Origin of the sequence: Alteromonas sp. 14N.309.X.WAT.G.H12 (assembly GCF_036697315.1) — a bacterium.
Lineage (GTDB): Bacteria > Pseudomonadota > Gammaproteobacteria > Enterobacterales > Alteromonadaceae > Alteromonas.
This window is the reverse complement of record NZ_JBAHZB010000003.1, coordinates 13,496-27,517: the sequence shown is the minus strand read 5'-3', so window position 1 is coordinate 27,517 and position 14,022 is coordinate 13,496. Positions and strand designations below refer to the sequence as shown.

At 45.0% G+C, this 14,022-nt stretch carries 9 protein-coding genes; 3 read left to right on the top strand and 6 right to left on the bottom strand.

What is annotated here, in order from left to right:
* Window positions 1-67: 67 nt before the first annotated feature.
* Entirely contained in the window at window positions 68-3,196 is a 3,129-nt protein-coding gene (locus tag V5298_RS02610; RefSeq protein WP_332929910.1) for a TonB-dependent receptor, read from the bottom strand.
* A gap of 583 nt (window positions 3,197-3,779) precedes the next feature.
* Between V5298_RS02610 and V5298_RS02605 the strand changes: the two genes are divergently transcribed.
* The gene (locus V5298_RS02605) at window positions 3,780-4,976 is read left to right on the top strand and encodes a hypothetical protein (RefSeq protein ID WP_332929909.1); all 1,197 of its coding nucleotides are present in this window, start codon (window positions 3,780-3,782) and stop codon (window positions 4,974-4,976) included.
* Window positions 4,977-5,044: 68 nt separating this feature from the next.
* On the opposite strand, the gene V5298_RS02600 is transcribed toward V5298_RS02605, so the two are convergent.
* From V5298_RS02600 to V5298_RS02585, 4 genes are all read right to left on the bottom strand, one after another.
* On the bottom strand, window positions 5,045-5,959 hold the full coding sequence (locus tag V5298_RS02600; protein ID WP_332929908.1) for a dienelactone hydrolase family protein: 915 nt from the start codon (window positions 5,957-5,959) through the stop codon (window positions 5,045-5,047).
* Window positions 5,960-6,003: 44 nt separating this feature from the next.
* Entirely contained in the window at window positions 6,004-7,047 is a 1,044-nt protein-coding gene (locus tag V5298_RS02595) for a proline iminopeptidase-family hydrolase (RefSeq protein ID WP_332929907.1), read from the bottom strand.
* Between the two features lie 74 nt (window positions 7,048-7,121).
* A complete protein-coding gene (locus V5298_RS02590) occupies window positions 7,122-8,408 on the bottom strand; it encodes a patatin-like phospholipase family protein (RefSeq protein ID WP_332929906.1) in 1,287 nt (428 codons plus the stop codon).
* A 160-nt stretch (window positions 8,409-8,568) separates the two neighbouring features.
* A complete protein-coding gene (locus V5298_RS02585; protein ID WP_332929905.1) occupies window positions 8,569-9,207 on the bottom strand; it encodes a DUF642 domain-containing protein in 639 nt (212 codons plus the stop codon).
* A 224-nt stretch (window positions 9,208-9,431) separates the two neighbouring features.
* Between V5298_RS02585 and V5298_RS02580 the strand changes: the two genes are divergently transcribed.
* Complete coding sequence (locus V5298_RS02580; protein WP_332929904.1) at window positions 9,432-10,262, top strand: polyphosphate kinase 2 family protein; 831 nt, start codon at window positions 9,432-9,434, stop codon at window positions 10,260-10,262.
* Between the two features lie 118 nt (window positions 10,263-10,380).
* Window positions 10,381-10,821 carry an acyl-CoA thioesterase gene (locus V5298_RS02575; protein ID WP_332929903.1) on the top strand — a complete coding sequence of 147 codons (441 nt, stop codon included), beginning with the start codon at window positions 10,381-10,383 and terminating at the stop codon, window positions 10,819-10,821.
* Between the two features lie 201 nt (window positions 10,822-11,022).
* Here V5298_RS02575 and V5298_RS02570 read toward each other — a convergent pair whose 3' ends face one another.
* On the bottom strand, window positions 11,023-13,632 hold the full coding sequence (locus tag V5298_RS02570) for a TonB-dependent receptor plug domain-containing protein (protein ID WP_332929902.1): 2,610 nt from the start codon (window positions 13,630-13,632) through the stop codon (window positions 11,023-11,025).
* Between the last annotated feature and the right edge of the window lie 390 nt (window positions 13,633-14,022).

Below are 14,022 nucleotides of genomic sequence, written 5' to 3'. Positions count from 1 at the left end.
TTTTTTAAGATACAAAAAAAAACCAGCGAAAATTCGCTGGTTTTTTATGGTTATAAAAACACGTCATTTAGAACATGTATTTTATACCCACTTTGATGCGCCAAGTTGAGGCTTCTTCATCAAAGGAGTCATAGTTACTCGTATCTGTACCGCCATAGGCTTCGTACAACACGTACTGACCTTCATCATTGATGTCATAATCATACAGTATGGCTTGAGGATACTGCATCTCGTACACGTTACCCCAGTCACTGTTAAGCAGGTTAGCGAAGTTATCAATGTTCAGATAAATCTTGCCTTTGTGCCCTTCAGCAAAGCCTGGGATTTCCTGAGAAATCGATAAGTCCATGGTGGTGATCCACGGCTGAGTTTTCGTGTATTTACCCGCATAGCCACCTGCAGAGCCTGCGATTCCTGCTTCTTCCGCAATGGCCATGATTTCGTCGTAGCTTAAGCCTGCATCGAAGTCGAAGGCAGGATCACTATCACTTGAAGGCAGATACGGCAGATAGATGTCAGAATCGTCAAACTCAGACTGATCACCTAAGTCATCATCCTGGTAAGAACCCAGTACCCAAGAGAAAGGACGGCCTGAACGACGTTCGAAGAACAAATCAAAGGTCGTGTTATAACCTTCAAAGAACTGATGGGTATAACCTAAGTTCATCACCAAACGGTGTTCAATTTCGTAGTATGCTGTACCCACTAGCGGTTCATTACGGTTAACAGTCACTTCGTACTGGTAGTTCGATTCCGCCGTTGAGCTGGTGCCTGGGTTTGCTTCCGTAATATCTTGGTGGGTATACGACGCATTGAAACGGAAACCGTTGTCCCACTGCTTGCTTAAAGCAGACGTGAACAGGATACTGCGGCCACCGTCTTTAGAGTTCGTCAGCTGAATATCATAGTTGCCTTCGTAATCTGTTCCGTCGTAAACGTTATCCCAGATGATACGTCCTTCCACGGTGCTGTTACCGTTATCCACCCGGGATAGATCTACCCAGTAAGCCGCATTCTGACGGTCAACATAGGTAAATTCGTTGGTCCAGGCAAAGTTCTCACCCAGTCCGGGTACGTCAAACACATAGTCCGCCGCAATTTGATAACGCCAATCAGATGGCAATTCAAAATCTGGATCGATAGAGTTAGTACTACCGGCCCCTTGCGTTAACGCAGCTTGCGCCACTTCAGGTACGGAGGTGAAATCTACTGCACTTGAATCCAGTGATGAGTAAGCTACAGAGTCTTTGGTTACGCCATCGTTAGTGTAGGCGTTAGAAATCCAAACCAGTGGCATACCACCGTAGAAGCGCCCCACACCACCACGCACGGTCAAATCATCGTTGAGGGCCCAATCAAAGCTAAAACGAGGAAGCAAGATATCGAAGCCATCTAGATTTTCGGTATTTGAAAAACCGTAAGTACTAACGAAGTTACTATTTTCGCTAGGTGAATCAGCAACCGTCAGGTATTCATAACGCAATCCACCGGTAACCGTAAAGTTGTCAAACAACTCATAGGTGGCGTCGCCATAAAGTGAATATGTGGTGCTTGATACATCGTACGCCAGATCCTGAACATCATTGGTATAGGCGTTGGAATATTCAAAATAAGAGATGGTTTTGTCTTCAAAATCATCCAGATCGTCGAAATACCAAGTGCCTAAGGAGTCACGTCCGTATAGGTTGTAATTCCAAGTATCTTCGAGTTCGGCACCAAATTTATATTCAACATCGCCGGCCAGATAAGTAGCATGAACAGCAAAATTCCATACTTCATTTTTCAGTACGTTGGCATGACGGTTTTCATCAGTACCAGCAACTATGGAATAACCGCTATCGGAACCATCAGCGGTATCGATGTTGATTTCACCCCAGTCTGTCGCAGTAATAGACTGCTGATCAAACTCTTTATAAGATAGGCTGATTTCTGTTTGGAAATCCGGTGTCCAGTCAGAGTATACGTGGGCCGTATAGTAGGTATTCTCTTGCGCCAGCGTCCAGGTATTAGATTGCAGATAGATAGTATCTGAGTCATCGTTAAATACCTGAGCTGCGGTATTTTCCTGATGGCTATAAGTAAAGTCCGCACGGTGATCGTTGTTGATGTTCCAATCTAACTTGATCAAGATTTTCTCATCTTCATCAGGATCAGCACTGGTGGCGATAGAGTCTTCTAACCCATAAGTGCTGGACAGGATACTGATCACTTCATTCGCCGCATCCACCAACTCGTCATCATAAATATCTTCGTTGTAAGTTGTTCCTGCGTCTTCTTCCCACTTTTCGTATGAACCAAAGAAGAACAACTTATCTTTGATGAGGGGACCACCAATGGTGAAACCGTAAGTGGTTTCGTTGTTGTCCACATCGTAAGTGGTATTGTTCAGCTTCTTATCTTTTGCGGTACCAACAAAAGGCGTTTCTTCGTAGAACATGGTGCCGTGGAACTCATTGGTACCAGACTTAGTAACCACGTTAACATTACCACCACCAAATTTACCCGCACGAGCAGTAAAAGGTGTGTATTCCACCGAAATTTGACTGATGGCATCTAAAGAAACTGGCGAACGAGACGTAGGATAACCGTTATCTTGCAAACCAAAAGTATCATTAACACCCACACCGTCAACGGTAAAGGTATTATATTTTGGGTTGCTACCGGCAATACTCAACTCTTCCCCATCCGCACTAACAACTGCCAAGGGGTTATTTCTTACCAATTCTTTAATGTCACGGTTAAAGGTCGGTGCGTTTTGAATCTTAGATTCATCAAACACCGAGTTTGAGCCATTATTAGAAAAGAAATCTCGTGTACCTGTAACGGTAATGCGTTCCACATCCGATAAGGATTCTAACGATGCATCAAGTTCGAAGGTGTCATTGAGATCTAAATATACATCTTCAATGATTCGACTTTGGAACTTTTCTGACTCTACCACTATCATATAAGGACCACCGACACGTAAACCCCGTGCGGAAAAGAGCCCGTCCTCGTTAACAACAACCTCTTTAACGGTTCCAGAAGGTTGGTGAATGATAGTAATTTTACTGCCTGCTGCAGGGTTCCCCATTGGTCCAACAATGGTGCCTCGCATGGCAGATGATTGACCTGTTGCTGCAACAGCACTGGTTGCCAGGCCAATAGAAAGCGCCACAGCCATCGCAATGCGGCTGAATTGCCTGTTTGTTTTCATGTTTCTCTCCCATCAAGAGTATTTGCCATTAGACACACCCAAAACAATCTATAGATATTATGTTGTTGTGTGGCGTAGTGTTTTTATGCGCCGAGATTGTTCTCTATTTATATTGCATCTTTATTACACTTACGGGTATAGCCACTTACATAACTTTATGTATTCTTTACACAAGATTTGCAATAGTTGACTAAACGGACAGCTTTAGGGCGAAATATCGTCAATGAAGAGTATAAACATCGTCAGGTAAGCCGCTTTTCTCGACAGATTACACTTAGGGGCCATCAATCACTTTTCCGGTATAGTTTCAACATTTACATTTTTTTACCCCCATTGGTAAAAATAAAGTGACGCCTTCCTTTTTCCCTCTTCCCTCCCTGTATCATCTTTGATAATTTGATTTTTGAAATCATAAGTCACTGTTATATATATCAATTATTCCACAAGAATAGTCTCGCCATAACCTTGAACTTGTTAGGGTTTCACACCACTGCCATAACACATGGTCGTGAATGTTTCGTAGCCTTTATTTCACTTTTTCCAGCTACACCGTTTTACACAAGACTTGGAGTTAACTAAATCAATGAAAAAAACCATCTTCATGGTAGGGTTCGCCTGCCTTCTAGCCGGCTGTTCAGGTGACTCTGACAACGACACATCAAGTGTACCTTCTGTACCAGGAAGCTTTAAATTCAGTGACGACACCGGTGTTTATTATTCACCAGATATGAACGGCACTTATGATGCGGAGAGTTTGGGCACACTTGCTTTGTCATGCGAGGAAAACCGTACGCAATACTATGAAACCGAAAACGTGTATGTTTTTGGCAATCCAGACTTACCAGATTCCGATTTTGAAACTGCAGCGAATTGGGTGGAAAATTACTTTCAAGACGCACTGGATGTCATGGGTATTACCAAGGAAGAATTCTACGCAGAACGCACCCATGCACGCTTTTTGGCACGAAACCGTTTCTTCGAAGGGCTGATAGATCTGAAGGATGATTCTTCATCATCATATGGCGAATTCACATTACCCACAGAGATACTCGAAACCAGTGACACAGAAGATTTTAACTTTAACCGGTATGAATGGGCGGTTACCCTTGCCACCTACACCGACGCGCAAACGGTCATCGATACTGTTATCGAAGAAGAACTCGACTTTGATGAATATTCCTCGTTAAATATAGATGACAAAATTTATGTCTGCTTACACGAAGAAGACAACGATTCTTATTGGGGTGAAGGAACCTATGCGGGGATCGTCATTGCGGCACCATCGGTTAACCCCCCTTCCGACGCCGACGAACTTATCACCCACGAATTAATTCATACCATACAAACGGTTTTCACCATGGATGCCTCCCTAGTCCAACCCCTTCCTAGATGGTGGTTAGAAGGTCAGGCAACCTATTTAAGCGGTATGGGTACAGTGGCGAAAAAGAAGCACAATGAATATGATCCTACCCTTGTGATCTACAGTTTCGATGAAACATACGTTGATAATGCCTATGGTCACTACGCCCTTGCTTATCAATATTTAGAAGAAGCCAACGGAAGAGAAACCTTGGTGAACTTCATGTCTGAATTAAAAGCGCTGGTGACGAATGTCTATTCAGATGAGTACCCCTGGGATATTGATGAATATTTGGCCACTGAGAATTATCAATTTACCAATTTGTTTAACGCCACCATGGTAGACATGGACGGTAACCCGTTGACGGTTGAACAATGGCGGAATAACTACCATTCCTATATTGACGACTGGTCAAATTAACACGAGGCCCCTCGCGGGGGATTTTTGTTTTCTTCGCGAGGGGGGAAGTGTCTTTTAGGCCCGTGACATCACCCTAAATACTGATTAAAAAAGGCGATGGTACGCTGCCACGCCAATTCGGCATCTTTGGGGCTATAGCGGCTTGTAGAGTCGTTATGAAAACCATGCTGTGCTTTGGCGTATACATGTGCCGTATAAACCACCTTATTGGCTTTCAGTGTCTTTTCATACTCAGGCCAGGTGGCATTTACCCGTTTATCGTTTTCGCCAAAATGTAACAATAAGGGACCTTTTACCTGGTCGAGAAGCTCGCCTTTTGCTGGCGTACCATAAAATGGCACCGCAGCATCAATAACATCGGGTAAGGCCGCTGCTAAAAAATTACTGATGTAACCGCCAAAACAAAAACCCACCACGCCTAATTTGTCGGTGGTTTTATCATGATTACCCAGCCATTTAGCCGCAGCAATAAAATCCTGTTCTATTTTCGCGCTATCTAAGCTTCGTTGCATAGCGCGGCCGTCATCGTCGTTGCCCGGATAGCCGCCAAGGGGAAACAGGGCATCGGGGGCAAACGCAATGAAGCCTTCTGTGGCCAAACGTCTTGCCACATCTTTGATATAGGGGTTTAAACCACGGTTTTCGTGCACCACCAAGACCGCAGGTGCTTTTTGTTCTTCTGTTAACCCTTTAGGCACAACCAAATAACCGCCACCGGTACCATGGCCCTCTGGGGATGGAAATTCTTCGTATGTCGCTTTTATTGCTGGATCGTTAAAGGAAACCTGTTCGGCTTTGGCGTAATCGGGAATAAGGGCACTGCCGATGATACCAACGGATAGACCCGCCACGGACAAGGACGCCAGGCGGCTTAAGAAAGTACGACGATCAATGTCGCCATGGGCGTATTCGTCGTACCAATCAAATGCTTCTTGAGGAATAACTACAGGCGTATGAGTGGAGCTGGGCGTAGATGATGTCATTGTTAAAAACCTTCTGTTAAATACACGTATTTAGCGGATCCGTTTTATCGGTTTACTTCAATGGCTGCGTCTTGACGAGTAAGCCAGTCTTGCAATATAGCTTGGGTAATAAGCGGCCGGTCGCGGTAAAAACCGTGAGCCCCACCGGGTACCACGGCAAGCTCAGCGCCGGGGGTGAGCTTAATATAGTTTTGCACAGTATCAATACGTGCAGAATCATACTGACCTATCATAAACAGCGTACGACTCCCATCTATGTCTGATAATAAGTGGGTGGCATCATAGTGTTTGAGCACCCCCGTGGATGAAAATTCACTTGGTCCCCACATTTGATTATAAATAAGCGGGTTGAACCCCTTTCCACCCACGTTTTTGTAATACGCCAGAGCGGCTTTTGTTGGCGCTACCGGTTGATAATAGCGTGAATATAGAACGGTGTAGGCCTCTTGGCAAATTGGGTCTGCGGGCGGCGCATCAGACTCGCATTGTTTAAGGGTTTTTCTTGTTTCTTCAGGGGCGGCCTGCACAAGCAGATTGGCGTCCATGATCCAGTGTGGTGTAGAGATAAAGGTACCGCCTAACACCGTCGATACGGTATGTTGTGGATATTTTGCCGTATATTCAAGGGCCAACGCAGAGCCCCAGCTGTGTCCAACAATATGCCAGCGTTTAATGTTGAGTGCATGTCTTATTTTATCCAGCGATTCAACAAAGCGCTCCACCCGCCAATTCGCCGCATCATTGGGCTGTTCGGACTTCCCGCTATCGAGCTGATCATACATGATCACCATGCGTTCATTGGCTAACCCCAACATGCTGGCAAAGCCGTTATGGGTGCCACCCGGTCCACCATGTACAAAAATAACGGGAATAGCGTCCGTGTGAGACAGCCCATTGATTCTCACATATACCTTCCCCCCTTCAACCTCCACCATCAATTCCCGCTCGGGCGGGCCAAAAGGTGTGGTGATATCAGCACTGTGTTGCCCGACCTTTGCATTAGCAGGCAAGGCCATCAGCGACCATTGAATCGCCATTAAAAAAGGCAAGGCAAGTAGCAGGGGGGTTTTCACAAACGCATCTCTCATTGAATACAAAACATCCAGTATAGAGGCCTTTTTCCTGCATCTCTACATACAATAATGTCCCTGACGCCGATGTTTTAGTTTTCTTTCGTCAAACGCGCCAACAACAACTGATTTTCTTGTTCACGAAACTGCTTATAGCTTTCCCAATCAAACCCCTGCAAAAAGGCCACGGCGGCATTGCAGCCATTCTCAATCAATTTCCTCTTATCTTCGGCGGACATGTCAAAATCCAACCAGGCTATACCCGTGGTATCAATTTCTTTTACCACCTGAGAATAATCAGCAAAATGGGTGTGTCGGTATTCCCTATCACTGTTGCCTTTTGCAATATCCACCATGTTAGTTAAGTATTTAAATAACGAGGTGTTGTCAAACCTGTCTACATCGAACCCCAGTTTAGCCCCAAAGGTCGGCATGGAAGGTGTTTTTCCCACGCTGGCGTGAAAAACATCAAAGGGAAAATTCGACATGAGTCCACCATCCACAAAGGTTGCCGACTCGCCGTAGACATCAGGATCACTTAAAACATGGGAAAATTCGGTCTGTAATTGCTCAGCAATGGCCTGATAGGGAGGAATATGAGTTAAGACAAAGGGGTCGAAGAAAATGGGCACGGACATGCTCGCACGGGCAAAATCTGCCACAGGCGCAGCACTGCCTTGGGCATAAAATAAGTCCCGGTGCTTGGGAAATGTCACTTCTACGCCAATGGACATGCAACTGGCTTTAACAGCAAGATCACTGAACGCTTCGCCTTTGGTGTAATTAAACTGAGGCGGATGCACCAAGTCGATATCATCGGCCAGCACCCATTTTTTTTCCAAATCGGCCACGGTAAGGGCGTCAAAAGGTTTGAGTATCTTGTTTTCCATCCATTGGTAAAACGCATCACCGGGGTTCAGCCCCCGCTTTTTAAATAACCGAACCACTGCACTGGCAGCACCGATAGTGTAGCGAAAAATTTTGTGCCCCCAGCCTGACTTATTAAAGTTCTGAATAAGGGTTCTGATATTGCTCGGACCGTCAACAAAACTAAAAAAAGCCACCTCATCGAGTATCTGGGCAATGGCCGGCGTTTTTTCCTGATCCGGCGTGCCGGCCGCACTGATCCCAATGGCGTTAATGGCACCGGCAGAGGCCCCTGCCACCTTGCGAAAGCGGATATTGCATTGTTCCAACACGTAGGTATACCCCACCAGGCCTAAGCCCAGCATACCGCCGCCTTCCATAACCAAATCAACAAAATAGATTTTGCGTCCGTCCTGTTCAAAGTACACATCGGAATAAGCTTTAGTTTTGAGTTCTTCGGGAATGTTAAATGATGAAAGTAGTTCACCGATATCGGTTGATTGGGGTTCCATAATTGCCGTCCTTGTTCATAATTTAACCAACATGCTAACGCAGAAGAACAAATTTGCAATGGCTTTAGGCAGAACAACACGGTTTATAGAGGCTACGCCCTAAGGTAATCGAAGGATATAAAAAAAGGGCCATGGAGGCCCTTTGCACAGTTCGTTGATTTTAAGCTGCTTTTTTCATACGACGAGCACCCACAAGCAATAATGCAGCGACAAAAGGCGCCAACGTTGCAGGCTCAGGTACACTGGTTGCAGTAGCAGATACAGCGGTAACGCTAACCGAATCAATAAAATTACCCACCGTACCACCGCTTATGGAAGTAAAGCTAATGGACGACAATGTGCTGGTCGCTAAAAACCTGGTATCAAACGTTCGCCAATCGCTTTTTGTGTGATCATCTAAAACCTGAGAGAAGAGGGTATTGCCCATATCATCGCTAATTTCAAACAAGAATGACTCGTCGTTTTTACTTCGGGCTTTGTAAGCAAATTCCACCGCGTAGGATGCGTTTACGTCTGAATCAAAAGACTGGTTGATCATATATGCGTTATTATCAACGTTTGGAGCGCCCCATGAATTCAATTCAAGTATTTGATTGCCTTCGTACGCCGCGGTACCACCACGGTTATCCCATATTTCAAAGTTCCGGCCATCCCAACCATTTACGGCATTGGCTTGGTATTTCGCCCAAGATCCTGAAGCGACGTTATTGTCTTCAAAACTGCCATTAACAATCAGGTTTGCACTGACATTGGCGCTTAGCACTAAGGCTAATCCGGCTATTGCTTTTACTAATTTCATTGTGTGCTACCTATCTAATTGTACAGTTTCAACAGGCTGATATATGGTATAAATGCTGTTAACGGTACGTTGTATCTAATGCGGTAAGTCTACGCTGAAACGTTCATTTGCAATAGGCCACTTTAGTATACATTTCGGTACAGTTCTATACCGTTTGATATCTTTTAAGCGCAAATTATTTACCTAATTATCTTTATCATCGTCAAGAAAACCGGAGCCTTCACATGGACCAATACGTATCACCGATAATATTGAAAAAGCGGAAAATTCGTTTTGATCAGCTAGGCACGCCGCCGCAAATCCAAGATAAGGCACACTACAAAGCTTGCATGAAAAAATGGCAAACAAAATTACTCCATGTACAACAAGCCTATTTTCACCAGCACAAGCGCGCTATTGTGGTATTTGAAGGATGGGATGCATCAGGGAAAGGCGGTGCTATTCGGCGTTTAACCGAGAACCTTGATCCCAGAGGTTTTGTAGTACATCCCATAGCTTCACCAACTGCGGAAGAACAGGGTCGTCATTATCTCTATCGGTTTCAGGCCCGTTTACCCAAACCCGGTAGAATCGCTATTTTTGATCGCTCTTGGTATGGACGGGTATTGGTGGAGCGGGTAGAAAAGCTCACCGAAAAGCGCGCCTGGCGTCGTGCTTATCAGGAAATCAATGAATTTGAACGCATGTTAACAGACGACGGCGTGCGCATTATCAAACTGTTTATGCACATTTCTCCTGAGGAACAATTAGCCCGCTTTAAAGAACGGCTGCACAACCCATACAAACGCTGGAAGCTCACCGAAGAAGACATTAGAAACCGAGCCAGATGGCATGATTACGAAGCCGCCACTGAAGATATGTTCGACTATACCGATACCCAACACGCGCCATGGCACCTTATTACCGCCGAACACAAGTGGTATGCCCGTGTTCACGTAATGGAAACCATTGTTAAAGCGCTCAGTAAGCATGTGGATATTTCACCACCGCCGCTGGATGAAGACTTTATTAAATTGGCAGAAGAGCAACTCGGCCTCAAAGCCGCAAAGAAATAATGCCAAACCTCTGCAATTGAGACGAAATTTCATTCACCTCAGCTCGGTTTTAATTAACCTGAGACCCATTCTTTGTTACTGTGATCAAACCAGACAATAGCAAAAATAAGGACAATGCATGAGTGATGCGCAAAAAGCCTTTCTAACCCAATTTCCCGACGCCCAACCGATTGACGTTGCTTGGAGCGATATGGATGCCTTGCAGCACGTTAACAACAAAGTTTATTTCCGCTACTTTGAAATTGCCCGAATAGAGCTCTTTGCCCGGACAGGTTTGTTTGCAGCATTGGAAAGCGACAAGATAGGCCCCGTGCTGGCAGATAACTATGCCCGCTATAAACGCCCTGTCACCTATCCTGACCATCTATTAGTGGGCGTGGGCGTAAGTGACATCACCGACACCGGTTTTGTGACTCATTACACGGTATTTTCTACGGCCCAGCAAGCCGTGGCATGCGAGGGTCGAGTTCGCACCGTCATGTTTAACTTCAAAAAAAATGAAAAAGCGCCCCTGAGTGACACCCTGCGTGCATTTTTACAAAGCCGTCTTAAGGCATAAATGAGCCCGATTAAGCTTATTGGCTATTTTCATCGCTCAAATTTAGCCGGCGGGTATATTACTCAACGGCATTAAACCCTTCTTTTGCGCCTTCTTGAGTGCGCCAAAACCCTGGCGAAAAACGAAAAAATCATAAGCATTAAAAAAAGCAGTGAGTTTTCGCTCACTGCTTTTTATATGTTGTTGTTTTCTTACAATTGCTTAGAATCGCGCTAGGAACTTGGTGTAGTAATAGCCACCTTGCCAGTCGACTACCGAGCCAGAACTATATACCCGGCCACAACAAGCATCACCAGACGTCGCTTCATTCACTTTATCTGGGTAGTTGTCAAAGAGGTTACTAACCCCCACTACCAAGGATAAATCACTGTTTATATGGTAGGTACCTTCAAGGTCAAACATGAATTCCTCACCAAATGTTTGCTTGCCCGTTTCATCCCAAATGATACTGCCATCATCATTGGTATCCACTGAGTCAACATTTTCGTACTCGCCAAAGTATCTGACACGAGCCATAATTTGATAATCTTCAATGGAGTGAGCAATCGAGAATACACCGCGAACTTTTGGCGTACCATGCTCGAAGTCGTACATATCTTCAGCATCGAGATACTCACTTGGGTCTGAATCAAACTCGGTGGTGTTGTAGTTCATGCTTAGGGTGAACCGGGTATCACCGTATTCAGAGTCCATGCTATAAGCGGTAACAAAATCCACCCCTTCGGTCACCGTATCAAAGGCATTTTGGAAGTAGATTACCGCACCAATGGAGTCAGCCGTGGTTTGGTCCGTCGCCGCCAGTAACTTCAGATAATTCTCATAGGCCTCCTCATCATCTTCATCAGAGGAAATATCCAATTCAGAGATGGCATACATACGATCTTCAATTTTAATGTTGTAGTAATCAAGGGTGGCAGAGAAATTACCTGACGTGTAGGTTAACCCTAAGGTCATATTGGTAGACTTTTCAGGTTTTAATTCTGAAGCCCCCAATGCCTGTGCCACGTCACTTGATGCAGGGAACAAACCCTGCGCTACAGGATAGCCATCCGGTAATGTGGTAGACACGTTAGTGGTACCTTGCTGACCCGGCGTAGGAGCGCGGAACCCTGTACCGAATGAACCGCGTATACCCAATTCGCTGGTTATCTGATACATACCTGCTAGCTTATACACCAGCTCCGACCCGAAGTCTGAATAGTCCTCGTACCGCACCGATGCCTGACCGAAGAAGTCATCGGTGATATCACCGCTAACATCGCCGTACACCGCATAGGAATCACGACTGTAGTCGCCTGAGTATTCAGGATCGTAGCCAGGGAATCCGTTAGAGCCTACGCCCATAATTTGATAAACAGGATCATCTTCATCAGAACAATCTAGGCTTGAACCATTGGCAATCACCGCCAATCCGGCCTCGGTTGTGCCACCGTCATCATCACAGAAGCCCCATGGATCAGAGGCAGAATAAATACCCGCTTCATAGGATTCTTCATCGCCAGGGATCAGATCGTAGGTTTCATCCATATAACTGAAACCAAAGGCCAAGACGTATTGGTCTATGTCATAAAAGAAATCACCCTGAATTTGGAATTCTTCGTTAGACAAGGAACCTGGGTGAAATTTCGTCGGTGTTTCATCGCCTAACGAGGGATTAATGGTGTTTTCAAGGGTATAGGCAATCTCATCATAGCCGTAACGCGCGCTTAAATCATAGCCTAAGCCACTATCTAAAATGCCTTTACCACCGAACACCAAAGAATAATCTTTAACTTCACCACTAAATTTCGGCGTAAAGCCACCAGGGAAGATATCCTCTGGGCTCCAGATAGAGCCATCTTCTAAGCGAATTTCTTCTATAGTGCTATTACCCGGATAGCGATAGAAAAAGTTTGTGCTGCTGTCGCTCCAGGAATAGTTACCGAAGGCGTATAAATCTAAATTACTGTTAACCGTATATCCTGAATTGACAAAGACGCGAATGGCCTCACTTTCAGGCTGCCCCCAAGGGTTTGCATTGTCAGAGTCAAAATACTTGTTGGACATCTCTTTTTGCGCTTCCTGGAATTCTTCTGATTGATCCGTGACACAAAACCAACTTTCACAATATTGCTCGGAACGGTCCGTACGTTCCTGATTAACATATTCAGCAGAAACACTTACAAAACCATCACTGCCCAATGAAAACCCTTTGTTCCCACTAAGAGTAATAGAGCCGCCATCCCCTTCATAATATTGGCCCATTTCAGCGCTGAAGCTTCCACCTTCATCATTGTCTTTAAGGTTAAAGTTAATAACCCCAGCAATGGCATCTGAGCCGTATTGAGCGGCAGCACCATCGCGCAACACTTCAAGCCCTTTAATCGCGGCAGTGGGGATAGTGGCTAAATCAGGCCCTTGCGTCCCGGAACCACTGGTAGCAACTAACGCCGAGCGATGGCGTCGTTTACCATTTACCAAAACCAAGGTTTTATCTGTAGGAAGACCACGTAAACTTGCCGGACGAATAAAGGAGGCACCATCTGAAATAGGTTGTCTGCTAACAGAGTAGGACGGGACGAGTGTCATCATGACATCGTTCATGTCAGAGAAAGAAACGGAATTTAGTTCGTCTTCACTGATAACATCAACGGGTACGGGTGAGCTGGTAACCGAGCGAGGTGCACCACGGGCGCCTACCACGGCTATTTTTTCAACATTTTCTTGCGCTTCTTCTACATCTTGTGCATTCGCAGCGCCCATAACGGGCATCGTAAGTGTGTAGCTGGCTAGCCCAGCGAGTACCGCAACATTTAATTTTTTGAGTTTCATCTTTACTCCTAATTGCCTTAACGCATTTATTCTTCTATGAAGCATGTAAGATTACTGTGAAATAACAGCCTTCCTGGAGAGTGCTCTAAAATGGGGTGTTCCCAAAAGCTGCAAGTAAGTGCACCAAAAAAAGGAGATACATTTAAAACTGTCTCTTTGATGGCAAACCAGCTTGCTAAGAAAAGAGTAAAAAAACTACAGCTTTGTCGGAAGAAACAAGTTTATGCAGGGGTATAAGTAAAACCTTTAGCTACAAATATTATTAAGTAAAAACATAGAGTTATTGATTTACATAAGTGAGAAATATTTAGTCAAGCTTTGTAAATTCACACATTTATTACATTTGAATAGCGGATATATGACAACTTTGGAATGAAAATTGCTTAATTT

Excerpts from the sequence above, each read along its gene's own strand:
- V5298_RS02580 (WP_332929904.1), top strand. The coding sequence starts at position 9,432 with ATGGACCAATACGTATCACCGATAATATTGAAAAAGCGGAAAATTCGT.
- V5298_RS02590 (WP_332929906.1), bottom strand. The coding sequence starts at position 8,408 with ATGGAACCCCAATCAACCGATATCGGTGAACTACTTTCATCATTTAAC.
- V5298_RS02575 (WP_332929903.1), top strand. The coding sequence starts at position 10,381 with ATGAGTGATGCGCAAAAAGCCTTTCTAACCCAATTTCCCGACGCCCAA.
- V5298_RS02600 (WP_332929908.1), bottom strand. The coding sequence starts at position 5,959 with ATGACATCATCTACGCCCAGCTCCACTCATACGCCTGTAGTTATTCCT.
- V5298_RS02605 (WP_332929909.1), top strand. The coding sequence starts at position 3,780 with ATGAAAAAAACCATCTTCATGGTAGGGTTCGCCTGCCTTCTAGCCGGC.
- V5298_RS02610 (WP_332929910.1), bottom strand. The coding sequence starts at position 3,196 with ATGAAAACAAACAGGCAATTCAGCCGCATTGCGATGGCTGTGGCGCTT.
- V5298_RS02585 (WP_332929905.1), bottom strand. The coding sequence starts at position 9,207 with ATGAAATTAGTAAAAGCAATAGCCGGATTAGCCTTAGTGCTAAGCGCC.
- V5298_RS02570 (WP_332929902.1), bottom strand. The coding sequence starts at position 13,632 with ATGAAACTCAAAAAATTAAATGTTGCGGTACTCGCTGGGCTAGCCAGC.
- V5298_RS02595 (WP_332929907.1), bottom strand. The coding sequence starts at position 7,047 with ATGAGAGATGCGTTTGTGAAAACCCCCCTGCTACTTGCCTTGCCTTTT.